Source organism: Corallococcus terminator (assembly GCF_049194865.1).
GTDB classification, from domain to species: domain Bacteria; phylum Myxococcota; class Myxococcia; order Myxococcales; family Myxococcaceae; genus Myxococcus; species Myxococcus terminator_A.
This window is the reverse complement of sequence record NZ_JBLZWL010000058.1, coordinates 46896-72864: the sequence shown is the minus strand read 5'-3', so window position 1 is coordinate 72864 and position 25969 is coordinate 46896. Positions and strand designations below refer to the sequence as shown.

Sequence of the window (25969 nt, the reverse complement as noted above, 5' to 3'; positions counted from 1 at the left end):
GTGATGACGGCGCCGCCCACGCTGTGGCCCACGAGGACGGGCTTCATTCCGCCAGCCCCCTGGCGCAGCTTCTCCAGCGCGGCGACCACGGCGGTGGCGCAGTCTTCCATCGTGACCTCCGCCTGCGGTGAGCGCTCCTCGAGGAGGTTCGCCGCGTTGCCCGTCACGTAGGCCGTGGGGAAGCGCGCATTGAGGCCGTGCCCGGGCAGGTTGATGGCCACCACCTGATGGCCCCGCGCGGAGAGCGCCTCCGTGACGCGCGTCCAGTGGAGGGCGTTGTGCCAGGCACCATGCACCAGGAGGAACGCGCGACGGGGCCGCTTGCTCCGCTCGGGTGTGGCGGCGAGGGAGGCTTGCATCGGGAGCATGCCCGCGCCCACCAGGGCGGTCTTCATCAGGTCGCGACGATTCATGAGGCTCTCACTTTCCATTGCTCGGCCATCAGGTCGATGAAGCGCCGCACCTTCGCGGGCAGGTGCCGCTTGTTCGGGTAGAGCGCCATGATGGGGACGAACTCCGTCTCGCAGGACGGTAGCAGCGCCTCGAGCCTCCCGCTCGCCAGGTCCTCGTCGATCAGGAAGTCGGGAAGATAGGCGATGCCCAGTCCCGCGACGGCCGCGTCTCGAATCGCCTCGCCACTGTCGAGCCGAAGGCGGCTCTTGCCCTCCACCATCACCCACGCGCCGCCCTTCTGGCGCAGGCGCCAGCGCTGTCGTCGCGTCCGGCTGCTGAAGAGCAGACACTCATGCGTCGCGAGCTCCTCCAGCGTCTCGGGTTTGCCACGCGCATCGAGGTAGGAGGGCGCGGCGCAGACGACCACGCGGTGTTGCGCCACGACTCGGGAGACCAGGCGCGTGTCGGTGCTGGTGACATTGATGCGCACGGCCAGGTCGTAGCCCTCTTCGATGATGTCCGCGACGCGATCACTGAAGCTCACCTCCGCCTGCACCTCGGGCCAGGTCCGCAGATAGTCCCGCAGCAAGGGGAGCACGAGCAGCCTGCCGAAGGCGCCGGGCAGGGTGAGCCGCAGGACCCCACGGGGCTTGCCCGTTCGCTGCCCGACGCTGGCTTCCGCATCGTCCAGTGCCGCCAGGACTCGCAGGCAGTGCTGATGGAAGGTGCGGCCCTCGTCGGTGAGGCTGAGGTGGCGCGTCGTCCGATTCAGCAGGCGCACTCCGAGGCGGGCCTCCAACCGGACCAAGGCCTTGCCAGCCGCCGAGCGCGTCAGTCCGATGGCCCGACCTCCCCCCACGAAGCTGCCCGCTTCCACGACGGACATGAAGGTGAAGATTTCATCCATCTGGGCGCGTTTCATCGTGGCCAGACATTGTAGCCCCCGCATCGCTGGAGTGGGGAACGCCGTTCGTCAATGGACTCGGTATACGAGTCCGGCAATCACCTCTCACCGCCTACTGGAGACCGCTCATGCCCGTCACCTTGCTCAACCCCGACGGACTCTTGAAGACCGACGTGTACCGACAGGTGGCGATTGCCACGGGCACCCGGCAGGTGCACATCGCGGGACAGGTTGCGTATGACGCCGAGGGACAGCTCGTCGCGCGGGGAGACCTGGCGGGACAGGTGGCGCAGGCCTATCGCAACGTCGCCATTGCCCTCGCGGCGGCGGGGGCGACGTTCAGTGACGTCGTTCGACTGACGTTCTATGTGGTCGACTGGAAGCGCGAGCTGATGCCCGACTTCCTGGCTGGCGTCGCACGGGTCTCCGAGGAGTTGAAGCTTGTGCCGGCGCCGGCCTCGCTGATTGGCGTCTCCGTGCTCTTCGAGCCAGGGGTCCTCGTGGAGATTGAGGCGACCGCGGTCGTGGGCTGACGTCGACCTCAGAGGCCCGTGCGCTTCTCCATGGCTTCGGTATAGCGCTCGCCTTGCACGGTGATGCGCGCGGCCTCGTCGTCGATGTTCCGCAGTTCGTCCGGCGCGAGCTGGAGCTCCGCCGCCCCCAGGTTCTCCTCCAGACGGTGCAGCTTGGTCGTCCCCGGGATGGGCACCATCCAGGGCTTGCGCGCGAGCAGCCAGGCGAGGGCGACCTGGGCGGGAGTGGCGTTCTTCTGCTTCGCCACCTGGCCGATGAAGTCCACGAACAGCTGGTTGGCTTTGCGTGCCTGCTGGGTGAAGCGCGGCACGGTGTTGCGGAAGTCTCCCTTGGCGAAGGGGGTCTTCTCGTCAATCGTGCCGGTGAGGAATCCCCTGCCCAGCGGGCTGAAGGGGACGAAGCCGATGCCCAGCTCCTCCAGCGTCGGGATGACCTCCTCCTCGGGCTTGCGGAACCAGAGCGAGTATTCACTCTGCAGCGCCGTGACGGGCTGCACCGCGTGCGCGCGGCGGAGGGTCTTCATGCCCGCCTCCGACATGCCGAAGTGGCCCACCTTGCCCTGTTGGATGAGCTCCTTCACCGTGCCCGCGACCTCCTCGATGGGCACCTCCGGGTCCACGCGGTGCTGGTAGAAGAGGTCGATGCGGTCGGTCTTCAATCGCTTGAGCGAGGCTTCGGCGACACGCCGGATGTTCTCGGGCCGGCTGTCGTTGCCCACCTGCTTGCCCTTCGCGTCGTAGCTGAAGCCGAACTTGGTGGCGATGACCACCTGGTCGCGGACGGGCGCGAGCGCCTCGCCCACCAGCTCCTCGTTGGTGAAGGGGCCGTAGGCTTCCGCGGTGTCGAAGAAGGTGACGCCGCGCTCGACGGCGGCACGCAGCAGCGCGATGGCATCCTTGCGCGCCATCGCCGGCCCATAGGCGAAGTTCAGGCCCATGCAGCCAAAGCCGATGGCCGATACCTCGAGGTTGCTCTTCCCAAGTCTGCGCTTCTGCATGGTCCATCCTCTCGCCGGCTCTCGCGCGACGGGCACGAGAGGCAGGCCGCGACATGATGACAAGTGTTCCCGTTCCCCGGCGCTTCGACGGGGGCCCCGCCGGCCGCTTACATGCGTTCGCCAGGCAATTTGCTGGCCTGCTTCACCCATGCGGTGAACTGGGCTTCGTCGAGCGCGTCATCCTCGCGAAGGTCGAGGTAGCGCGTGTTCGGAGTCTTGGACTCGCCGGGAGGAAGGGGGCGCAGCGAGCTGCCGTTGAGAAAGGCGACCTTGACGTACTTCGCGAAGCAATGGATGCCCAGGAACCAGCCCTGGTCCTCGACTCCATACAGCGGCGTGTTCCATTTGACCGCCTTGCTCACGCCGGGGACGGTCCGCGTGATGAGCGCGTCGAGGCGGGCTCCGAGGTCGCGTTTCCAGCCCGGCATGGCCGCGATGTAGGCCTGCACGGGCGCATCGCCGTAGCCCTTCGCGATTTGAGGATTGCCACCCGAGAGGAGGCGCGGCGGCGAGGACTTGGGGGTCGATGCCTTGGCGGCCGCCGTGCGCGGCTTGGCTGTCTTCGTGGCGCGCGGCTTGGCGACGGTCTTCTTCGCGACGGTCTTCTTCGCGGCCTTCGTCGTCTTCTTGGTGGTCTTGCCGGCCATTGTGCCACTCCAGGGGTGACTTGGAGCTCAAGGTGCTACGCGGGAACGACGAAGCAGGTCAACCTTCACGTCGAGCACCCGCGAGCTGATGGCTCTATTCTAGCGGGATGGGTTGCTTCTTCTCCGGGGGCGCCAACCTTCCATCGCGGCTCTTCTGGCGACTGCTGGGAGCGCTCGTCCTCTTTGCGCTATGGCTCGGGAGAGAAGATTCCGTCAATCACCGTGGCCAGGTCGGGAAGCGGACGCAGGCCGTGCTCTTCGGGACTCTGGGGCAACGCCTCGAAGTCGATGCCGCCGACCTTCGTCTCGACATCGTACTCCCCCAGGACATCATCCAGCAGGAGGTACACGGCAGCAGCGAAGCGCATGCGTTCGCCCTGAACGAAGTCGCGGATGTAAAGGTAGAGGCTTACCGGCTGGCTCGGCTGCGCTTCCACTCTGAACCACACGTCACCAGGGGCGAGTGAAAGACCGCCCAGGTGCACGATGCTGGCCGCGCCTTTTCGCTGCCGGAAGGCAACCACACTCCATCCGGGGATCTGGGGTGCTGCGGACACGAGTGCTTGCACTGTCGCAAAATGTTTCTTGATACCATCCGCGCTGATTGCAATCTCGCGGCTGCCGTTCTTCACCAAAAATGCGCTCTCGGTCCTTCTCGAATTGAGAGAGCCGGGCCGCGTTGCGCCGGAACCATCTCCAGAACTGCTCGGCGGCACTTTGTTGGCTGTCGTTGCCAAGCAGGGCGCGTAACGAGCGCAACAGTCGCGAGCTGAGACGGAACATTTGGCGCTCTTAGCTCGGCTGCATTTGGAAGCCAAGGGGAGCACGTTGGGAGCCAGCCAGTCAGAAGGAGACCGGGGGTGCGCTCAACCTTGAGTGAGGGACTGGTTGACGTTGAAGCGCCGTGTCAGGTGGCGCGCGGGACGACTTGACTACGGCTGTAGTCACGCGTACCTTCTGACTACAGGTGTAGTCAATGAGAAGGGTCCATGAAGAACGTGGGGGAGCAAGAGCGGGTGGTGGAGCTGCCGCGGACGAAGGGGAAGGAGGGAGCCCATGGGTAGCGAATGGCTGACGGACTTTGGCTGGGGATTCTCCGCACTGGATGGTCTGTGGCGGGCTTCCTGGCAGGGGGCGCCGTGGGCCGTCCTCGTCTGGGCGCTGACCCGCGCGGTGCCGCGCATGCCCTCCGCCCTGCGCGCGGGACTGTGGTGGCTGGTCTCGCTCAAGTTCGTGCTGTCCCTGGGGACGCTGAGCCCGGTGCAGCTTCCTCTTTTGCCCACGCCGGCTCCGGCGCGAGTGGAGTCGATGGGGGAGCGCCTGGCCGCCTCGCACCCCGTGGCTCCCAGGCGCGACGCGGTGCCCTGGCGACAGGTGGGCGCGACGGTGCTGCTCGTTGCGTGGGGGTTGGGAGTGGTCTGGCAGCTCAAGGGCCATGTGCGGGCCTGGAACTCCATGCGCCGCCTGCGCGTTCTCGCGACGCCCCTGCGTCAACCAGACATCGAACAGTCCCTCCGCGAACTCTCCGCCGCCGCGGGACTGCGCCGGGTGCCCTGTCTCCTGATGTCCGAAGAGGTGACGAGCCCTCTCGCCATGGGGATGTTCTCACCGGTGGTCGTGCTGCCCGCGCAGGGGGTCCAGTGCCTGGACTTGGACGCACTGCGGATGGCCTTGGCGCATGAGCTGGCTCACTTCCAGCGCCGCGACCTGTGGCTCGGCTGGGTGCCGGCACTCGCGGAGAGCGTCCTCTTCTTCCACCCACTCGTGCGCACGACAGCCCGGGAGTATGCGCTGGCACGAGAGGAGGCCTGTGATGCCGAGGCCCTCCGCCTCACGGGGGCCGCGCCCGGTGACTATGGACAGCTCCTCCTCGCCTTTGGCGTCACCCGCACCCAAGGCACCGCCGCGGCGCTCGGTGCCTCAGCTCACATCCACACGCTGCACAGGAGGTTGTCCATGCTGGAACACGTCGATGTCTCCACTCCGCGACGCCGGACTTCGTTGCGAGCGGCGCTGCTGCTTCTTGGCCTCGCGGTCCTCCTGCCATTCCAACTGGTCGCGCGCGAGCAGCCCGAGTCGCAGCGGGCTCGCTCGGACTCGTCCGCCCAGGAGCTCGCGGCTCCGGCTGTCGTCGCCCCAGAAGTGACGGCGGCGATTACCCCTCCCGCGCCGCCTGCCGCACCGAGCCCGGAGACTGTCCCGGTTCCGGTTCCGCCCAAGCTTCCGTGGACACCCGATGAGGCGCTTTGGGCACCTGAGCGAGCCGATAGGTGCTGAAGGAAGTCCCGCAAGCGGGCCCGGGCTCATGGCCCGGGCCCGGTGTGAATCACATCACGAGGACGCATCCTCCAGGTCGCGAGCGAGCTGCTCCATCAGCTTGGAGATTCCCGGTGCGCTCAACATCGTGAAGTGGTCGCCGGCGACGTCGTGCACCGTGAGACTTCCGGTGAGCCACTCGCGCCAGCCGAGGTCCTCTTGCACTGGGGCTTCGTCAGGCGCCCTGGTGGCGCGGAAGAGCACCGTCTGGCCCGTGTAGACACCTCCGGGCACGTGGTGACGCTGGGCCTCGGTGAGGCGCTGGTAGACATTGAAGAGCCGCACGGCCGCGTCGAGTCCCAGTGTGTGCAAGGACGGAGCGGCGAGCCGCAGCCGTGGCAGCACCTGGGCCAGCACCTCGCGTGCTCCCAGGTGCTCCAGCCGCTCTACCTCCAGCGAGAGGTCTCGCCAGGACACGCCGAGCATCTGACCGAAGCCCGCGAGCAGCGCGAGGGTGTCGGGCGCGGGCAGCGGCTGCCGGGTGGGAGCGTGGCTGTCGAAGAGCACCAGCAGGTCCACCTGCTCACCCGTGGCCTCGAGCTGTCGCGCCATCTCGTGGGCCACGCCGCCGCCGAAGGACCAGCCTCCCAGGAGGTAGGGGCCTTGCGGCTGCACCGTGCGGAGCTGTGCGAGGTAGTCGCGCGCCAGGGCCTCCACGGAGGACTCGGGCAGCTCGCCGCCGTCCAGCCCGGACGCGGACAGGCCGTAGATGGGCCGCTGCGTGCCGAGCCCGCGGACGAGCTCGGTGTAGCCCAGCACAGTGCCTCCGCCGCCGTGGACGAGGAAGAGGGGCCGCTCCGTGGAGGTCCCCGTGTCCAGGCGCACGAGGTTGGGAGTGGGCCGTGGGCCCTGCTCCCGCTGCTCCAGCCGTCGGGCCAGGCGCTCCACGGTGGAGGCCTGGAAGAGCGCGGACACCGGCAGCGAGACACCCAACCGCTCACGCAGCAGCGCCATCATGCGTACGGCGAGCAGGGAGTGACCACCCAGGGCGAAGAAGTCATCGGTGGCGCCGACCTTCCTCGCGCCGAGCAGCTCCCTCCAGAGCGCCGCGACGGTCTGCTCGCTGGGGTTGCGCGGGGCGACGTACTCGATGCTCGTGTCGAGCGTGTCCGGAGCGGGCAGGGCCTTCCGGTCCACCTTGTCGTTGGAGTTGAGCGGGAGCGCCGCCAGGAAGACGAAGGCGGAGGGCACCATGTGCTCGGGGAGCGACTGGTGCAGCCGCTCACGCACGGCCGAGAGGTCCAGGGCACGGCCTTCGTCAGTGACGAGGTAGCCGACGAGGCGCTTGTCTCCGGGACGGTCTTCCCGCGCGAGGACGACGGCGCGGCGGACGCCAGCGATGGCTTCCAGCGTGGCTTCGATTTCGCCCAACTCAATCCGGAAGCCGCGCAGCTTCACCTGGAAGTCGAAGCGGCCGAGGTACTCGAACTCACCGGTGTCCAACCTACGGACCTTGTCGCCCGTGCGATAGAGGCGGGCGCCGGGCGAGGACGAGAACGGGTCCGGGAGGAACCGCTCGGCGGTGAGCTCGGGCCTGTCGAGGTAGCCCCGTCCGACGCTCGCGCCTCCGAGGAAGAGCTCTCCGGGGACGCCCACGGGAACGGGCTGCATGCGCGCGTCGAGGACGTGCGTCTGGATGTTGATGAGCGGGGGGCCGAGGACCGGCCGGGGTGTTCCGCGTATCGGGTGGCAGGAGGCTTCCACCGTGCACTCGGTGGGGCCGTAGGCGTTGAAGGCCTCGAGGTGCTCGTGGGTGGCGAGCTTCTCCCAGAGGGCTGCCTCGATGGCCTCTCCGCCCACGAGCACGCGCAGGCGGCGATGCGCGGCCAGCCCCTCGTCCAGGAGCAGGCGCAGGTGCGAGGGTGAGCAGTCCATCATGTCGATGCCGTGCTTCTCCACCCAGGCGCACAGCTGGGCCGTGTCCTGTCGCTCGGCCTGGGGCACGAGACCCAGTGCATGGCCGTCCGTCAGGTGGACGAGCATCTGGACGGAGGCATCGAACGCCAGCGGAGCGTTGATGGCGAGCCGCAGCGGGCCCTCTCCCTTCGAGAACACCCTCTCGGCGAGGGCGACACGCAGGTTCATCACGGAGCCGTGCTGAATCATGGCGCCCTTGGGCCGGCCGGTGCTGCCCGAGGTGTAGATGACGTAGGCGAGGTTCTCGGGTGACGTGACTCGTGTCGGGTTGCTCTCGGGCTCTCGGCTCAGCGCTTCGGTGACGCGGGGGTCGTCCAGGGACACGACCTGCATGCCCGGCGTTTCGAGCCGCTCGGCCAGGTGGCGCTGTGTGAGGACGAGGCGCGCGCTGGAGTCCTGGAGGATGAAGGTGAGGCGCTCACGCGGGTACGTCGGGTCCGTGGGGACGTACGCGCCACCGGCCTTGAGGATGGCGAAGAGCGCGACGAGCACGTCGGCGCCACGCTCCATGCAGAGGGCGACGCGGACTTCGGGTCCGACTCCCCGTGAGCGCAGCCAGTGCGCCAGTTGGTTCACGCGGCGGTTGAACACGTCGAAGGAGAGCGTGCCGCTGTCCTCGAAGATGGCCAGGGCGTTGGGAGTCCGCAGGACTTGGGCCTCCAGCCGCTCGTGGATGGCGCCCTCCCAGGACAGCTCGCGGTGGGTGTCGTTCCAGCGCGTCAGCACCTGTTGGCGCTCGGTGACGGGCATCAGCGGCAGCTCGCCCACGTGTGTCTCGGGCGCGCGGATGACGGCTTCCAGCAGCGTGGCGAAGTGTTCCGCCATGCGAGTGATGGTGGGCTCCTCGAACAAGTCAGTCCGATAGGTCAGTGCGCCTGACAAGCCCTCCGGCGTCTCCGCGAGCGAGAGCGTCAGGTCGAAGTGAGTGGACCGCACGTCGGAGGCGACGGGCTCGACGCTCAGGGCCGTGGAGCTTTCACCAGCCTCCAGGGTGGTGTTCTGGAGGGTGAACATCACCTGGAAGAGTGGCGAGTAGCTGAGGCTGCGCTGGGGCTGGAGTTCCTCGACGAGCTTCTCGAAGGGGACGTCCTGGTGCTCGTAGGCGGCGAGGGTGGAGGCGCGCACCTGGGAGAGCAGCTCACGGAAGGAGGCGCGCGGGTCGATGCGCGCGCGGAGCACCAGCGTGTTGACGAAGAAGCCGATGAGGCCCTCCAACTCGGAAGCCCTGCGTCCGGCGATGGGCGAGCCGACGGAGACGTCGTCCTGACCTGAGTAGCGCGAGAGCAGGAGCTGGAAGGCGGTCAGCATTCCCATGAAGAGGGTGGCGCCCTCTTGCTTGCAGAAGGCTTCCACGGCGCGGGAGAGAGCCTGGGGGAGCTGGAAGCCGACGGTGCGGCCGTGGAAGGACTGGAGCGGAGGCCGAGGGAAGTCGGTGGGCAGGTCGAGGACAGCGGGTGCCTCGGCGAGCTGGCGATGCCACCAGGCCACCTGACGGGCGAGCACATCGTCCTTGAGCCACTGGCGCTGCCAGACGGCGTAGTCGGCGTACTGGAGGGGCAGCTCGGGAAAGGGAGACGGGAGGCCCTGGCGATAGGCCTCGTAGAGGGAAGTGACTTCCCGGACGAGCAGACCCATGGACCAACCGTCGGAGACGGCGTGATGGAGGTTGAGGAGCAGGACGTGCTGCTGGGGCGCGAGGCGCAGCAGTGAGGCGCGGAGCAAGGGGCCGCGACTCAAGTCGAAGGGACGGGCTGCGTCCTGTTGTGCCCGCTCGCGGGCGAGAGCCTCACGCTCTTCGGAGGAGGAGAGGTCTTCCAGCGAGAGGGTGAAGAGGGTCGGGGGTGAGATGAGCTGGAACGGTGTGCCGTTGTCCTCGACGAAGGAGGTGCGGAGGGCTTCGTGACGGCGGATGAGCTCGGAGAAGGCGCGCTGGAGCGCGGCGACGTCGAGATGACCCTCGAGGCGGAGGGCCGCGGGCATGTTGTACGTGGGTGTGCCGGGCTGGAGCTGTTCGAGGAACCAGAGGCGCTGCTGCGCGAAGGAGAGCGGCAACGACGCGCCGTCTCGCGGTGCGGGGAGCAGCGGCGGGAGAGAGGCTGTCTCGGTGGCGAGCTCGACACGGAGGGCAAGCTGTTCGAGGGTCGGCGCCTCGAAGAGGGCACGAAGGGGCAGCTCCAGCGAGAAGGCGGAGCGGATGCGCGCCATCAACTGGGTGGCCAACAGCGAATGGCCGCCGCGCTCGAAGAAGTGGTCATGACGGCCCACGGAGGGCAGGCGGAGGACGTCGGCCCAGAGAGATGCGAGGCGCACCTCGGTGGGCGTGAGCGGAATGGCGAAGGAGTCGGCGCCGGGTGTCGCATCGGGCGAAGGCAGGGCCTTGCGGTCCACCTTGCCGTTGGGCGTCAGTGGGAAGGTCTGCAAGGCCACGAGCACACCGGGGACCTCGTAGGCGGGGAGCGTTTCCGCGAGGAAGGCGCGGAGGGCGGCGGGCTCGGGCGGGAGTGAGTGCGAGGTGAAGTAGGCGACGAGGCGTTGGTCGCCGGGCACGTCCTCTCGCACGAGCACGAGGGCTTCACGGACGTCCGGGTGGCGGGAGAGGGTGGCTTCGATTTCACCCAACTCAATCCGGAAGCCGCGCAGCTTCACCTGGAAGTCGAGGCGGCCGAGGAACGCGAGCTCTCCATTGGGAAGCCAGCGCACCTTGTCGCCCGTGCGGTACATGCGCGCGCCGGGAACGGAGCTGAACGGATTGGGGAGGAAGCGCTCCGCGGTGAGGGACGGGTGCGCGAGGTAGCCACGCGCCAGGCCATCGCCTGCCAGGAAGAGCTCTCCGGGGACGCCCACGGGGACAGGCTGGAAGTGGGCATCCAAGACGTACGCCCGCACATTGGCCAGCGGCGTGCCAAGCGAAGGCCGCGAGGCGCCTCGCACCGTACGGGTCGTGGAGTCCACCGTGCACTCGGTGGGGCCGTAGACGTTGAAGGCGGTGATGCGCGGGTGGGTGGCGAGCTTCTCCCAAAGAGCGTCGTCCACGGCCTCACCGCCGACGAGGACGCGCAGGGAGCGACTGGAGGCCAGTCCCTCACCGAGCAGCGCCCGCAGATGGGAAGGCGCGCAGTCGAGCACGTCGACGTGGTGCTTCTCCACCCAGTTCACCAGGAGGGCTGCGTCCTGGCGGACTGCCTGGGGCACCACGCACAAGGTGTGGCCATCGGAGAGCTGGACGAGCTGCTGGACGGAGGCATCGAACGCCAGCGGAGCGTTGAGGCTGACGCGCAGAGGCCCCTCCAGTCCGGCGAGCGCCGTGGCCGCGAGGGCCGCGCGCAGGTTCATCACAGAGGCGTGCTGAATCATCACGCCCTTGGGCCGGCCGGTGCTGCCCGAGGTGTAGATGACGTAGGCGAGGTTCTCGGGTGACGTGACTCGTGTCGGATTGCTCTCGGGCTCTCGGCTCAGCGCTTCGGTGACGTGGGGGTCGTCCAGGGACACGACCTGCATGCCCGGCGTTTCGAGCCGCTCGGCCAGGTGGCGCTGTGTGAGGACGAGGCGCGCGCTGGAGTCCTGGAGGATGAAGGTGAGGCGCTCGCGCGGGTGCGTCGGGTCCGTGGGGACGTAGGCACCACCAGTCTTGAGGATGGCGAAGAGCGCGACGAGCACGTCGGCGCCACGCTCCATGCAGAGGGCGACGCGGACCTCGGGTCCGACTCCCCGTGAGCGCAGCCAGTGCGCCAGTTGGTTCACGCGGCGGTTGAACACGTCGAAGGTGAGCGAGCCGCTGTCCTCGAAGATGGCCAGGGCGTCGGGAGTCCGCAGGACTTGGGCCTCCATCCGTTCGTGAATGGCGCCCTCCCAGGGCAGCTCGCGGTGGGTGTCGTTCCAGCGCGTCAGCACCTGTTGGCGCTCGGTGACGGGCATCAGCGGCAGCTCGCCCACGTGTGTCTCGGGCGCGCGGATGACGGCTTCCAGCAGCGTGGCGAAGTGTTCCGCCATGCGAGTGATGGTGGGCTCCTCGAACAAGTCAGTCCGATAGGTCAGTGCGCCTGACAAGCCCTCCGGCGTCTCCGCGAGCGAGAGCGTCAGGTCGAAGTGGGTGGACCGCACGTCGGGCGCGACAGGCTCCAGGCGCAGCGCGGAGGCTGTGCCTTCACCGGCCTCCAGAGGGCCCGTGGGGGTGTTCTGGAGGGTGAACATCACCTGGAAGAGTGGCGAGTGGCTCAGGCTGCGTTGCGGCTGGAGCTCTTCGACGAGCTTCTCGAAGGGGACGTCCTGGTGCTCGTAGGCGGTGAGCGCGGAGGCACGCACCTGGGAGAGCAGCTCACGGAAGGTGGCGTGCGGGTCGATGCGCGCGCGGAGCACCAGCGTGTTGACGAAGAAGCCGATGAGGCCCTCCAGCTCGGAAGCCCTGCGTCCGGCGATGGGTGATCCGACGGAGACGTCGTCCTGCCCCGAGTAGCGCGAGAGCAGGAGCTGGAAGGCGGTCAGCATGCCCATGAAGAGGGTGGCGCCCTCCTGCTTGCAGAAGGCTTCCACGGCGCGGGAGAGGGCCTGGGGGAGCTGGAAGTCGACGGTGCGACCGTGGAAGGACTGGAGCGGAGGCCGAGGGAAGTCGGTGGGCAGGTCGAGGACAGCGGGTGCCCCGGCGAGCTGGTGCTTCCACCAGGCCACCTGGCGGGCGAGCACATCGTCCTTGAGCCACTGGCGCTGCCAGACGGCGTAGTCGGCGTACTGGAGGGGCAGCTCGGGAAGGGGAGACGGGAGGCCCTGGCGATAGGCCTCGTAGAGAGAAGTGACTTCCCGGACGAGCAGACCCATGGACCAGCCATCGGAGACGGCGTGGTGGAGGTTGAGGAGAAGCAGGTGTTGCTGGGGCGCGAGGCGCAGCAGTGAGGCGCGGAGCAAGGGGCCGCGACTCAAGTCGAAGGGGCGCACGGCATCCTGGTGCGCTCGCTCACGGGCTACGACTTCACGCTCCTCGACAGAGGAGAGGTCCTCCATGGGGAGCGAGAAGGACGACGGGGGGGCGATGAGCTGGAACGGTGAGCCGTTGTCCTCGACGAGGGAGGTGCGGAGGGCTTCGTGGCGGCGGATGAGCTCGGAGAATGCGCGCTGGAGCGAGGCGACGTCGAGAGGTCCCTCGAGGCGGAGGGCCGCAGGCATGTTGTAGGTAGGGGTTCCCGGCTGGAGCTGCTCAAGGAACCAGAGGCGCTGCTGCGCGAAGGAGAGCGGCAACGACGCGCCGTCTCGCGGTGCGGGAAGCAGCGGCGGGAGAGAGGTTGTCTCGGTGGCGCGCTCGACGCGGAGGGCGAGCTGTTCGAGGGTCGGCGCCTCGAAGAGCGCGCGCAGGGGCAGCTCCAACGCGAAGATGGAGCGGATGCGCGCCATCAACTGCGTGGCCAACAGCGAGTGGCCGCCTCGCTCGAAGAAGTGGTCATGCCGGCCCACGGAGGGGAGCCGCAGGACGTCGGCCCAGAGGGCGGCGAGGCGCACCTCGGTGAGCGTGAGCGGGGCGACGAAGGAGTCGGCGCCGGGTGTCGCATCGGGTGAAGGCAGGGCCTTGCGGTCCACCTTTCCGTTGGGCGTCAACGGGAAGGACTCCAGGGCCATGAGCGCGCCGGGGACCTCGTAGGCCGGGAGTCTCTTGGCGAGGAAGGCGCGAAGGGCGGCGGGCTCGGGCCGGAGCGAGTGCGAGGTGAAGTAGGCGACGAGGCGTTGGTCGCCGGGCACGTCCTCGCGCACGAGCACGAGGGCTTCACGGACGTCCGGGTGGCGGGAGAGGGTGGCCTCGATTTCACCCAACTCAATCCGGAAGCCGCGCAGCTTCACCTGGAAGTCGAGGCGGCCGAGGAACGCGAGCTCTCCATTGGGGAGCCAGCGCACCTTGTCGCCCGTGCGGTACATGCGCGCGCCAGGAACGGAGCTGAACGGATTGGGGAGGAAGCGCTCCGCGGTGAGGGCGGGGTGTGCGAGGTAGCCACGCGCCAGGCCGTCGCCTGCCAGGAACAGCTCTCCTGGGATACCGACGGGGACAGGCTGGAAATGGGCATCCAAGACGTACGCCCGCACATTGGCCAGCGGCGTGCCAAGCGAAGGACGCGACGCGACGCGCACGGCACGGGTCGTGGAGTCCACCGTGCACTCGGTGGGGCCGTAGACGTTGAATGCGGTGATGCGCGAGTGGGTGGCGAGCTTCTCCCAGAGAGCGTCGTCCACGGCCTCACCGCCGACGAGGACGCGCAGGGAGCGACTGGAGGCCAGTCCTTCTCCGAGCAGCGCCCGCAGATGGGAAGGCGCGCAGTCGAGCACGTCGACGTGGTGCTTCTCCACCCAGGCCACCAGGAGGGCCGCGTCCTGGCGGACGGCCTGGGGCACCACGCACAAGGTGTGGCCATCGGAGAGCTGGACGAGCTGCTGGACGGAGGCATCGAACGCCAGCGGCGCATTGAGGCTGACACGCAGCGGGCCTTCCATTCCGGCGAGCGCCGTGGCCGCGAGGGCCGCGCGCAGGTTCATCACGGAGGCGTGCTGAATCATCACGCCCTTCGGATGGCCGGTGCTTCCCGACGTGTAGATGACGTAGGCGAGGTGCTGTGGAGAAGAGACACGAGCCGGCGGCGTGTCTGCCTCACCGGAGAGCATCTTGGTCACGCTCGGGTCATCCAGGCGGATGACCTTGACGGACGACGCCTCCAGCCGCTCGGCGAGGAGCTGCTGCGTGAGGACGAGCGTGACGCCGGAATCTCGGAGCACGAAGGCGAGCCGCTCGCGAGGATGGGCGGGGTCCAGGGGGACGTAAGCGCCGCCCGCCTTGAGGATGCCCAGGACGGCGACAATCATGTCGACGCCGCGCTCCATGCAGAGGGCGACGCGGGACTCGGGCCTGACGCCGCGAGCGCGCAGCCAGTGGGCGAGCCTGTTGGCCTGCCGGTCGAGCTGCTCGAAGGTGAGCGACGTCGTGTCGTCGAGGACCGCCAGCACATCGGGCGTGCGCGCGGCCTGGGCTTCGATTCGCTCGTGCAGCGCGCCTTCCCACGGCAGCGCCCGGTGCGTGTCGTTCCACGCCACGAGGACCTGCTCCCGCTCCGCGTCGGAGAGGAGTGACCGCGAGCCCAGCTCCGCATCGGGCGCGGTGACCACGGCCTTCAGCAGGGTGATGAAGTGCTCCGCCAGGCGCGCGACGGTCCGCTCGTCGAACAACTCCACGCGGAAGTCGAACGCTCCACCGAGGCCTTGAGACGTCCTGGCGAGCGAGAGCGAGAGGTCGAACTTCGCCGCCAGCCCCTCCGCCTCCATCGGAGTGAGCTTCAGTGCTTCGAGCCCGCTCTGTCCGGAGCGAAGCGCCAGCGCCTGTCGAGGCGTGTTCTGGAGCGCGAGCATCACCTGGAAGAGCGGAGAGTGGCTCAGGCTGCGCTGGGGCTGGAGTTCCTCGACGAGCTTCTCGAAGGGGACGTCCTGGTGCTCATAGGCGGCGAGGGTCGAGGCGCGCACCTGGGCAAGCAGCTCGCGGAAGGTGGCGCGCGGTTCGATGCGGGAGCGCAGGACGAGGGTGTTGACGAAGAAGCCGATGAGGCCCTCGGTCTCCGCGCGGTTGCGGCCTGCGATGGGCGAGCCGACGGAGATGTCGTCCTGCCCGGAGTAACGCGAGATCAGAACCTGGAAGGCGGCCAGCACGCCCATGAAGAGCGTGGCCCCTTCCGCTTGGGTGAAGGACTCCAGGGCCGAGGTCAGCGCGTCGGGCAGGTGGAACGGCAGGGCTCCACCCTTGGAGGACTGGACCGCGGGGCGGGGCCTGTCCGTGGGCAGCTCCAGCACGGCGGGCGCGTCCGCGAGCTGATGCTTCCAGTAGTCGAGCTGTCGCCGGAGCACCTCACCGCGCAGCCACGCGCGCTGCCAGGCGGAGAAGTCGGCGTACTGCACCGGCAGTGGCGCGAGGCCGGGTGACGTGCCCGTGGCCATGGCCGAGTAGAGCGTGACGAGCTCGCGCACCAGCACTTCCATGGACCAGCCGTCGGAGACGATGTGGTGCATCGTCACCAGCAGCACGTGCTCGCTCGCGTCCATCCGGAGCAGCGAAGCGCGCAGGAGCGGGCCGGTGGCCAGGTCGAAGGGCTTGAGGGCTTCTTCGTTGATGAGCCGCTGGGCCCGGGTCGCACGCTCGTCCCCGTGCGTGTCGCTCAGGTCCACGACCGGCAGCGAGAAGGCAGGGGCCGGGCGGATGACTTGCACGGGCTCGCCCTCGTGAGAGGTGAACGTGGTGCGCAGGGCCTCATGACGTCGCACCAGGGCGTCGAAGCTGGCCTCCAGTGCGGTGGTGTCCAGCGCCCCTTCCAGCCGCAGCGCGGCGGGCATGTTGTAGAGGGCGCTGCCGGGCTCGAGCTGGTCGATGAACCACAGCCGCTGCTGCGCGAAGGACAGCGGGAGCGCACCGGTGCGCGGCACGGGCACCAGCGGCGGTGCCGTCAGGGGATTCGACTCGGAGGCGGCGTCGATGCGCGCGGCCAGGGTCGCCGGTGTGGGGCTCTCGAAGAGGGCGCGCAGCGGCAGCTCGACCTGGAGTGACGCGCGAATACGGGAGACGAGCTGGGTGGCGAGGAGGGAGTGGCCACCGAGCGAGAAGAAGGAGTCGCTCGCTCCGACGCGATCGACGCCCAGGAGCTCGGACATGAGCCGAGCCAGGATCTTCTCGGTGGGAGTCGAAGGCGGGCTCCACGCGGGCTGCTCGGAGGCAATGACCGCGGGAGGAGGCAGGGCGCCGCGGTCCACTTCTCCGTCGGGCAGGCGGGGCAGCGCCGCCAGGGGCACGAAGGACGACGGCACCAGGTACTCGGCGAGCCGCTCCTTGAGGAACGCGCGCAGCACCGTCAGGTCGAGCGCACCCTGGGGCACGAGATAGGCGACGAGCCGCTTCTTTCCGGGGACCTCCTCCCGGATGAGGGCGACGGCCTCACGGACCTGCGGGTGGGAGCGCAGCGCGGCCTCGACGTCGCCGAGTTCGCCTCGCGCGTCTCGCGGCGCGGCGCGGGGGGCGACCTGGCCCAGGTGCTCCAGGGAGCCGTCCGCGCGCCAGCGGACCTTGTCGCCGGTGCGGTACAGGCGCGCACCAGACAGGCCACTGAGCGCATCCGGGAGGAAGCGCTCGGCCGTGACTTGCGGGCCCTGCCCGTAGCTGAGAGCGTGGTGCACTCCGCCCAGGAACAGCTCACCCGGGGCTCCCACGGGGACGGGCTCCAGGTGCGCGTCGAGGACGTAGGCCCGCGTGCTCGAGGTGGTGTCGTTCCACTCCACGAGGAGGCGGTGCCGCTCGGCGGAGTCCATGAGCGGCAGGGTGGAGACGGACGCCTCCGGGTGCTTCACGGCGGCACTGAGCAGGGTGAGGAAGTGCACCACCATGCGCGAGGCCGTGGAGGGATCGAAGAGCGCGGTGGCGACCTGGAGTGCGCCCTCGTAGCCAGAGGGCGTTTCGGCGAAGGAGAGGTCGAGGTCGAACTTGGCGGGTGCGTCACCTCGGTCGACGGAGAGCAGGCGCAAGCCGGGCAGCTCCAGGTCTCCCATGGGCGTGTTCAGCAGGGAGAACATGACCTGGAAGAGCGGCGTGACGTCGAGGCTGCGCTCGGGCTGCAGCTCCTCGACGATCTTCTCGAAGGGCACGTCCTGATGCTCGTAGGCCCCCAGCGTCGTGGCGCGGACGCGCTCCAGCAGCTCCAGGAAGGAGCCGCTCGGGTCGATGCGCGCGCGGAGCACCAGCGTGTTGACGAAGAAGCCGATGAGGCCCTCGGTCTCCGCGCGGTTGCGTCCTGCGATGGGCGAGCCCACGGAGACGTCGTCCTGCCCGGAGTAGCGCGAGAGGAGGAGCTGGAAGGTGGCCAGCAGCGTCATGAAGGGCGTGGCGCCCTGGCGCTGCGCGAGTGACCTGACGGCGTCGGAGAGCTCGGTCCCCAGGGAGATGGGGAGGATGGCGGCCTCACGCGACGCGGGGGCGGAGCGCGGTCTGTCGGTGGGCAACTCCAAGAGCGCGGGGGCTCCCTGGAGCTGCTGCTTCCAGTAGGCCAGACGCGTCCGCAGTGCCTCGTCCCGCAGCCAGCCGCGCTGCCACGCCGCGAAGTCGGCGTACTGCACGGTGAGCGCCGGAAGCTCGGCGGGTTCGCCGGACAGGTGCGCCGCGTAGAGCGTCCCCAGCTCGCGCACCAGCACGCCGGAGGACCAGCCGTCGGAGACGATGTGGTGGACGTTGGTGATGAGCAGGTGCTCGCGCTCCGCCAGCTTGACGAGGCAGAGGCGGAACAGGGGACCGGAGGTCAGGTCGAAGGGGCGCTCCACTTCTTCCGCCGTCAGTCGTCGAGCCTCGGCCTGGCGGTCGGCTTCCTCCAGGTGCTGGAGGTCGATGAGCGGAATGGAGACGGGCGCCGCGGGGTGGATGACCTGGGACGGTTGTCCGTCGATGGAGGCGAAGGTGGTGCGGAGCGCCTCGTGGCGAGAGACGACGTCGGAGACAGCGCGCTCCAGGGATGCGACGTCGAGCGCTCCTTCGAGGCGAAGCGCCGTGGGGATGTTGTAGAGGGCGCTGCCGGGCTCGAGCTGGTCGATGAACCACAGTCGCTGCTGCGCGAAGGACAACGGCAAGGCGCCCGTGCGCGACACGGGCGTCAGCGGCGGGACTTCCAGCCCCTGCTGCTCCTGCCGCGAGGCATCCAGGTACCGCGCCAGTCCGGCGACGGTGGGGGCCTCGAAGAGCTCTCGCAACGGAAGCTCGACGTTGAAGGCGGAGCGGATGCGGGAGACGACCTGGGTAGCGAGGAGGGAGTGGCCTCCCAACTCGAAGAAGTCGTCCCGCGGGCCCACTCGCGAGACACCGAGCACCTCGGCGTAGATGCCCGCGAGCGCTGCTTCCGTGGCGGTGCGAGGCGCTTCGGGCGCCTCTTGGGTCGGGGCGCTGGCTCCGGGCGGCGGGAGGGCCTTTCGGTCGACCTTGCCATTCGCCGTGAGCGGCAGCTCCGTCATCGTGACGATGGCCGACGGCACCATGTACGCGGGCAGCCGCTCCTCGACGAAGCCGCGCACGGCGCTCGGGTCCAGTCCCTGCTCCGAAGGCACCACGTAGGCGACGAGTCGCTTGTCGCCCGGCAGGTCCTCGCGCACGACGACGATGACCTCACCGACGCCTGGGTGCTGGCGCAGGGCGCTCTCCACTTCACCGGGCTCGATGCGGAAGCCACGCACCTTGACCTGGAAGTCGGCGCGGCCCTGGAACTCCAGGGTGCCATCCTGCCGCCACCGGGCCCTGTCGCCCGTGCGGTAGAGCCGCGTGCCCGGAGCCCCGAAGGGATGGGGCACGAAGCGCTCCGCCGTGAGGTCCGGCCGCCCGAGGTAGCCCCACGCGAGGCCGTCGCCTCCGACGTACAGCTCTCCCGTCACTCCGGGAGGCACCGGCTGGAAGGAGCCGTCCAACACGAAGGCGGAGGAGTGGGGCACCGGCCCGCCGATGGGGACGGAGTCGCCCACCGTATCCCCCGCGCGCAGGGCGTGGGTGGCGGAGAACGTGGTGTTCTCCGTGGGGCCGTAGCCGTTGATGAGCACGCCGCCCGGAGGCAGCAGCGCGAGGTGTTCACGCACGCGCCGCGCGGGCAGCACGTCTCCACCCGCGAGCACCTGGGAGACGCCAGCCAGGGCTTGCGGCTGGTACGTCACCATCTGCTCGTAGAGGGCCGCGGTGAGCCAGAGCGAGGAGACGCGGTGTCGCGCGAGCAGCGCTCCCAGCTCCTCCAGGGACAGCGCGCCAGCAGGTGCGAGGACGAGCCGGGCGCCGTGCAGCAGCGCGCCCCACAGCTCAAGGGTGGAGGCGTCGAAGGCGACCGGGGCCGCCTGGAGCCAGACCTCGTCGGGCCCGAAGCGGATGACGCCCTGGGGCTGCACGAGTCGGACGACTCCCCGGTGCGGTACGGAGACGCCCTTGGGCTCGCCGGTGCTCCCCGAGGTGAACATGACGTAGGCCAGGGCGTCCGCGCTCGCGGGCACCTCCAGAGCCGAGTCCGGCTGGCGGGCGATATGCGCGGCCTCTTCGTCCAGGACGACGAGCACGACGCCCAGCTCCGGCAGCTCGTCCGCCACCGAGGACTCCGTCAGCAGCACGGCGGCGGAGGACTGGCGCAGGACCCACGCCATGCGCTCGGTCGGCCAGGTGGCATCCAGCGGGACGTAGGCGGCTCCCGCCTTGAGGGTGCCCAGCAGCGCGACCACGAGGTCCACGGAGCGCTTCAGGTGCACGGCGACGCGGCTGCCGGGCTGCACACCCAGGCCGCGAAGATGATGGGCGAGCCGGTTCGCGCGCGCTTCGAGCTGCGCGTACGTGAGGCTCGCGTCCTCGGACTCGACGGCGACGAGGTTCGGCGTGAGCGCGGACTGGCGGGCGAAGAGCTGGTGGATGGTCGCGTCACGCGGGTACTCCGTGGCGGCGGCGTTCCACCGCACGAGGACCTGGTGCCGCTCCTCGGAGGACAGCAGCGACACGAGGCCCAGCGGGCGCTCCGGCGCGGCGGTGACTGCCTCCAGCAGCACGGCGTAGTGGCGCATCAGCCGCGTCACCGTGTCCGCATCGAAGAGGTCGGTGTTGTAGTTGAGGGCGCCGGAGAAGCCCTGGGGCCCCTCTTCCAAAAGGAGGCTGACCTCGTACTGCGACGTGGTGACGTGCGCGGTGAGCGGCGAGAAGGAGAGCCCCGGGAGCTGGGCGGCCTCGACGGGGGTGTTCTGGAGGGTGAGGGTCGCCTGGAAGAGCGGGCTGCGAGCGAGGTCGCGCTGGGGCTGGAGTCCCTCGACGAGCTTCTCGAAGGGGATGTCCTGGTGCTGGTACGCGGCCAGCGTTGAACTCCTCACGTGGGCGAGGAGCTGGAGGAACGAGCCACGGGCGTCGATGCGCGAGCGCAGGACGAGCGTGTTGACGAAGAAGCCGATGAGGCCCTCCGTCTCCCCCTGCTGTCGGTTGGCGATGGGGAAGCCGACCGAGATGTCGTCCTGCCCGGCGTAGCGGGAGAGGACGAGCTGCCAGGCCGCGAGCAGCACCATGAACGGCGTGACGCCCTCGCGCTGGGCCAGCGCGCGCACGGAGGCGCTCAGCCCGCCCGTCAGCTCGACGGGGAGGAGGGTGCCCTTGTGGGACTGGATGGCCGGACGGGGCCTGTCCGTGGGCAACTCGAGCACACCCGAGGAGCCAGAGAGGTGCTCCTTCCAGAAGTCGAGCTGGCGCTGGAGCACGTCTCCACGCAGCCAGGAGCGCTGCCACGCCGCATAGTCGGCGTACTGCACGGGCAGCAGGGGCAGCCTGTCCGGGGTGCCCGTGGTCCGGGCCACGTACAGCGTGGCCAGCTCGCGCACGAGGACGCCCGTGGACCACGCGTCGGAGACGATGTGGTGCATCGTCACCAGGAGCACGTGGGCCCGCGCGCCATGCTTCAGCAACGAGGCTCGCAGGAGCGGCCCCGTCGAGAGGTTGAACGAAGCGAGGGCGTCCGCCTCGATGAGGGCCTGGGTCCGCGCCTGTCGCTCCTCTTCGGACAGCGCGCTCAGGTCCACCACGGGCATGTTGAAGCCCGAGGCGGGACGGATGCGCTGCACGGGCTCACCGTCGCGCACGGCGAAGGTGGTGCGCAGCACCTCGTGACGGTTCACCAGGGCATTGAAGGCATGCTCCAGCGCTCCGACATCCAGGGCCCCCTCCACGCGCAGCGCAGTGGGCAGGTTGAAGAGCGGTGTGCCCGGGGAGAGCTGGTCGATGAACCACAGGCGCTGCTGGGAGAAAGAGAGCGGCAACGCCTCCGTGCGAGGCACGGGCACCAGGGGCGGCACCCCCGGAGTCGTCTCTCCCCGACTGGCGTCGATGCGCGCGGCGAGGCCCGCCACGGTGGGGTCCTCGAAGAGGGCGCGCAGGGGCAGGTCCACCCGGAACGCTGTCCGGATGCGCGAGGCGAGCTGGGTGGCGAGCAGCGAGTGGCCGCCCAGGGTGAAGAAGCTGTCCTCCGCTCCCACCTGCTGGACGCGGAGGATGGCGGCCATCAGCTCCGCCACCGTCTTCTCCGTGGGCGTGCGCGGAGCAATCCACGAGGACTCCGAGTCGACATGCGCGTCCAGCGCGGGCAGCGCCTTGCGGTCCAGCTTGCCGTTCGGCGTGAGGGGCAGCGCATTCAGCACCACGAAGGCCGCGGGCACCATGTACTCCGGCAGGCCCGTCAGCAGTCCTTGCCGGAGCTCCGTGGCCTCGAGCGTGCTCCCCGCTCGTGGCACCACGTAGGAGACCAGCAGGTCATCGCGCACCAGCACGGCGGCCTCCTGGACTCCCGGCTGTCGAAGGAGGGCGGCTTCCACTTCACCCAGCTCGATGCGCAGGCCGCGCAGCTTCACCTGGAAGTCGATGCGGCCCAGGTAGTCGAGGGTGCCATCCGCCCGCCACCGCACCTTGTCTCCGGTGCGGTAGAGGCGAGCGCCGGGGCTGGCGGCGAAGGGGTCGGGGAGGAACCGCTCGGCGGTGAGGTGGGGCTGGTGCAGGTAGCCGCGCGCCAGACCGGCGCCACCCAGGTACAGCTCGCCGGGCACGCTGGTGGGGACTGGCCGCAGGTCCGCGTCCAGGACATAGGCCTGGGCGTTGGCCATGGGCCGACCGATGGGAGACACGGGCCCGGTGAAGGGCTCGACCGCCCACGAGGTGGCGTCGATGGTGGCCTCCGTCGGGCCGTAGTTGTTGTCCAGGCTCACGCGCGGCAGCACCTCGCGCACGCGGGGCGGCAGGTCCGCCGGCAGCGCCTCGCCGCCGGAGATGATGCGGCGCAGGCTCGTGGCGCCGCGCAGTCCGGGCTCCTCCAGCAGGACTCTCAGCAACGACGGCACCACCTGGAGCACGGTGACGTGGTGTCGCACCACGGTCTCCAACAGGAGGGACGGGTCGCGGTGCGCCTCGAGCGGCGCGACGACCAGCGTCGAGCCGGACAGGAGCGTGGCGAACAGCTCGGAGACGGACACGTCGAAGCTGAGGGAGGTGAGCAGCAGTGGCCGCTCACCAGGCCCCAGGTCGAACCGGGAGCGCATCCACGCGGCGTGGTTGGAGAGTGAGCGATGGGTCAACACGGTGCCCTTGGGCCGACCCGTGCTGCCCGACGTGTAGATGACGTACGCCGCGCTCTCGGAGGGCACCTGTTCGCTCAGGGGTGCCTTCGCGTCGGGCAGCCTGGCCTCCCATCCGGAGTCGAGGCACACCACGGAGGGACCTTCGGGCAGCACTCCGACGAGGTGACGCTGGGTGAGCAGCACCGGAGCGGAGGTGTCCTGGAGCATGAAGGCCAGCCGCTCGCGCGGGTAGGCCGGGTCCAGCGGCACGTAGGCGCCACCGGCCTTGAGCACACCGAAGACGGCGACGGGCACCTCCAGCGAGCGCTCCATGCACAGTGCCACGAGCGTCCCGGGCTTCACGCCCAACGAGCGCAGGTGCGCGGCGAGGAGGTGGGAGCGCGCATCGAGCTGCGCGAACGTGAGCGAGCCTGTGTCGGAGACGACGGCGAGCGCGTCCGGGGTGAGGGCGGCCTGGGCGGAGAGCTGGTGGTGGACGCAGGCGTCCTCGGGGACGGGCGCCGAGGTGTCGTTCCACTCCCGGAGGACACGATGCAGCTCGGCCTCGTCCATCAACGGCAGGGCGGAGAGCGACTGCTCGGGGTTCGCCACGACCGCGCGGAGCAGGGTGAGCAGGTGCTCCACCATTCGCTCCATGGTGGCGTTGTCGAACAGGTCGACGTTGTAGTCGAGCGAGCCCACGAAGCCCGCCGGCGTCTCCACCAGGGAGAGGTCCAGGTCGAACTTGAGGGGCATCTCGTTGTCCCCCAGGCCCTCCAGCCGCAGCCCTGGCAACTCCAATGCACCCATGGGGGTGTTGAGCACCGAGAACATGACCTGGAACAGCGGTGAGTAGCTGAGGCTGCGCTCGGGCTGCAGCTCCTCGATGAGCTTCTCGAAGGGCACGTCCTGGTGGTCGAAGGCCTCCAGCGTGGTGCGCTTCACCTGCGTCAGCAGCGAGGCGAAGGAGGCGTGTGGCTCCAGCCGCGCGCGCAGCGCCAGGGTGTTGACGAAGAAGCCGATGAGGCCCTCGGTCTCTCCTCGGTTGCGCCCTGCGATGGGCGAGCCGACGACGATGTCGTCCTGGCCGGAGTAGCGCGCGAGGAGCACCTGGAACGCGGCCAGCAGCGTCATGAAGGGCGTGGCGCCGTGCTGCTGGGACAAGGCCTTGATGGCGTCGGAGAGGTCCGTCGACAGCACGACGGCGCGCTGAGCGGCGTTGCGCGTCTGGACGGCCGGACGGGGCCTGTCGGTGGTCAGCTCCAACAGCGCCGGAGCGCCTTCGAGCTGTCGCTTCCAGTAGCCCAGGCGCGTGTGGAGCGCCTCGTCGCGCAGCCAGCCACGCTGCCAGGCCGCGAAGTCGGCGTACTGCACGGGCAGCGGCGGCAGCTCCGCGCGGGTTCCGGACAGGTGCGCCGCATAGAGGGCGCCCAGCTCTCGCACCAGCACGCCCGTGGACCAGCCGTCGGAGACGATGTGATGCATCGTCGACAGCAACACGTGCTCCCGCGCCTCCACGCGCAGCAGCGTGACGCGGAAGAGCGGACCCGTGGTGAGGTCGAAGGGCTGAAGGGCCTCCTCGCGGGCACGGCGGAGCACCTCGGCCTCGCGCTCGGCGGCGGGCAGGGAGCTCAGGTCCACCACCGGCAACAGCACGGGCGTGGCCGGGTGGATGTGCTGCACGGGCTCACCGTCGCGTGAGGCGAAGGTGGTGCGCAGCGCCTCGTGGCGCTCCACCACGTCGGAGATGGAGCGCTCCAGCGCCTCCACGTCCAGCACGCCCACCAGCCGGAGCGCGGAGGGCATGTTGTACAGGGGGCTGCCCGGCTCCAACTGGTCGATGAACCACAGGCGCTGCTGCGCGAAGGACAACGGCAGCGCGTCCGTGCGAGGCACGGGCACGAGCGGAGGCAGACCCAGGCCTCGCCGCTCCAGGCGCAGGGCATCCACTTGCCCGGCCAGCGCGGAGAGCGTCGGGGACTCGAACAGCTCACGCAGGGCCAGCTCCAGGTCGAACGTCGCCCGGATGCGGGAGACGACCTGGGTGGCGAGGAGCGAGTGTCCGCCCAGCTCGAAGAAGTCGTCATTCCGCCCGACACGCTGGACACCGAGCACGTCGGAGAAGATGCCGGCCAGCGCCACTTCGGTGGCACCGACGGGCGTCATGAAGGCGTCGGCGCCCGAGCCCTCCAGCTCCGGTGCCGGCAGGGCCCTGCGGTCCACCTTGCCGTTCGGCGTCAGCGGCAGGGACTCCAGGCACACCAGGGCCGAGGGCACCATGTACTCGGGCAGCTTCTGGCGCAGGAAGTCCTTCAGCCCCGCCACGTCGACGTCGGGGGCCACGACATAAGCCACCAGGCGCTTGTCGCCGGGCGCGTCCTCGCGCACCACGACGATGGCCTCGCTCACGCTGGCGTGCAGCCGCAGGACGCTCTCCACCTCGCCCGGCTCGATTCGGAAGCCGCGCACCTTGACCTGGAAGTCCGTGCGGCCGAGGAACTCCAGCGCGCCGTCGTCCCGCCAGCGCACCTTGTCGCCCGTGCGGTAGAGGCGCTCTCCCGGGTTGAACGGATGAGGGACGAAGCGCTCGGCGGTGAGGTCCGGACGGCCGAGGTAGCCCCAGGCCAGTCCATCTCCTCCGGTGAACAGCTCGCCCGGCGCTCCGGGGAGCACCGGCTCGAACCGCTCATCCAACACGTAGACGCGGGTGTTGGAGATGGGGCGGCCAATGGGCACGGAGGCGCCGACGACGGCGCCCGACTCCAACCGGTGGCACGCCGTGAAGGTCGTGTTCTCCGTGGGGCCGTAGCCGTTGACGAGCACCGCGTCGGGAGCCATGCGCGACAGGTGCTCGCGCACGCGCCGCACGGGCAGCACGTCGCCTCCCGCCAGCACCTGGCGCACGGAGGCCAGGGCCTCGGGCTGATGAATCGCCATCTGCTCGAAGAGGGCCGCGGTCAGCCACAGGGTGGTGATGCGGTGGCGCACCAGCACCGCGCCCAGCTCTTCCAGAGTGGGCGTGTGAGGCGGGAAGAGGACCAGGCGGGCGCCATGGAGCAGCGCGCCCCAGACCTCCAGCGTCGAGGCGTCGAACGAGATGGGCGCGAGCTGGAGGAAGACCTCCTCGGGACCGAAGTGGATGAAGTCGCCGCTCATCACCAGACGGGTGATGCCTCG

Annotated in this window: 8 protein-coding genes (1 of these 8 running past the window's edge); 2 read left to right on the top strand and 6 right to left on the bottom strand. The window is 69.4% G+C overall.

Going from position 1 to position 25969, the window contains the following annotated elements:
- Together ACN469_RS19345 and ACN469_RS19340 are read right to left on the bottom strand one after the other, a co-directional pair.
- On the bottom strand, positions 1–413 hold a 413-nt coding region (locus tag ACN469_RS19345), incomplete at its 3' end, for an alpha/beta hydrolase (protein WP_498770026.1).
- Positions 410–1315 carry a LysR family transcriptional regulator gene (locus ACN469_RS19340; protein ID WP_498770024.1) on the bottom strand — a complete coding sequence of 302 codons (906 nt, stop codon included), beginning with the start codon at positions 1313–1315 and terminating at the stop codon, positions 410–412. The genes ACN469_RS19345 and ACN469_RS19340, both read right to left, overlap by 4 nt.
- A 110-nt stretch (positions 1316–1425) precedes the next feature.
- On the opposite strand from ACN469_RS19340, the gene ACN469_RS19335 reads away from it, so the two are divergent.
- Entirely contained in the window at positions 1426–1830 is a 405-nt protein-coding gene (locus tag ACN469_RS19335; RefSeq protein ID WP_498770022.1) for a RidA family protein, read from the top strand.
- A gap of 8 nt (positions 1831–1838) precedes the next feature.
- On the opposite strand, the gene ACN469_RS19330 is transcribed toward ACN469_RS19335, so the two are convergent.
- The 3 genes from ACN469_RS19330 to ACN469_RS19320 form a co-directional block, all read right to left on the bottom strand.
- Positions 1839–2828, bottom strand: a complete 990-nt coding sequence (locus ACN469_RS19330; RefSeq protein WP_498770020.1) for an aldo/keto reductase — start codon at positions 2826–2828, stop codon at positions 1839–1841.
- Between the two features lie 107 nt (positions 2829–2935).
- Entirely contained in the window at positions 2936–3475 is a 540-nt protein-coding gene (locus tag ACN469_RS19325; RefSeq protein WP_498770018.1) for a DUF1801 domain-containing protein, read from the bottom strand.
- A 188-nt stretch (positions 3476–3663) separates the two neighbouring features.
- Positions 3664–4107 (bottom strand): hypothetical protein, encoded by a 444-nt coding sequence (locus ACN469_RS19320; protein ID WP_498770016.1) that lies wholly within the window; start codon positions 4105–4107, stop codon positions 3664–3666.
- Positions 4108–4531: 424 nt separating this feature from the next.
- Here ACN469_RS19320 and ACN469_RS19315 point away from each other — a divergent pair, with 424 nt between their 5' ends.
- Entirely contained in the window at positions 4532–5752 is a 1221-nt protein-coding gene (locus ACN469_RS19315; protein WP_498770014.1) for a M56 family metallopeptidase, read from the top strand.
- Positions 5753–5806: 54 nt separating this feature from the next.
- On the opposite strand, the gene ACN469_RS19310 is transcribed toward ACN469_RS19315, so the two are convergent.
- Positions 5807–25969, bottom strand: the final stretch of a protein-coding gene (locus ACN469_RS19310; RefSeq protein WP_498770012.1) for a non-ribosomal peptide synthase/polyketide synthase. It continues 25659 nt past the right edge of the window; the window shows 20163 of its 45822 coding nt (coding positions 25660–45822); its start codon lies beyond the right edge, outside the window — the gene reads right to left on this strand; the stop codon is at positions 5807–5809.